Annotated in this window: 1 protein-coding gene; it reads right to left on the bottom strand. The window is 48.6% G+C overall.

The features are described from left to right. Positions 1–612 (bottom strand): patatin-like phospholipase family protein (locus R8N49_RS27920; RefSeq protein WP_318190544.1); only part of this gene is annotated, 612 nt, incomplete at its 3' end. Positions 613–648 lie beyond the last annotated feature (36 nt).

Below are 648 nucleotides of genomic sequence, written 5' to 3'. Positions count from 1 at the left end.
ACTGGCCATCATGGCATCAACTAAATAACCGTTGCCGATCACCACTTCGTCCAGTTCTAAAATATCTGTCGCGACGGAACGGTAAGGAATGGCAAGCTCATCAAAGGACTCAAAACGTCCGAGGTTACCTGTGGTCTCGCGCAACACACGCAACATGTTTTGCCCTTGAACCACACCAGTTGGAGCACGAACTTCGCCGAACCGTAAACCAAGGTCGGTCGTGATTTGATAGCGGTCTTCATATTCTTTGTCACGAACGCGACGCTGACTGCGATCGACGCGATCACGATAACCACTGTTCCAATCAACAGAATAGATAAAACTTTCGATTTCATCGGCGCTCATGCCTGTCGCGTACAAACCGCCAACATAAGCTCCCATGCTTGTCCCTGTGATGATATCGACAGGAATGTGCATTTCTTCTAGCGCCTTGAGTACACCAATGTGGGCAGCGCCTTTTGCGCCGCCACCAGCGAGAACAACCGCGACTTTAGGACGAGTCGGAGTATCCTCATTTTTGACTTGAGCAACAGAAGGAGTGGCTATCAAAAACAAACTTACCCACAACGCGAAATAGCGCGACATCGGGCTTGATGACAGCGTTTTGAACATCCACTTCTTCCTTTACTGAATACTTGATCACTAATA

This window comes from Vibrio sp. 1978 (assembly GCF_033344345.1).
Note: the sequence above shows the minus strand (reverse complement) of the source record. Positions and strands in the feature narration are given on the sequence as shown.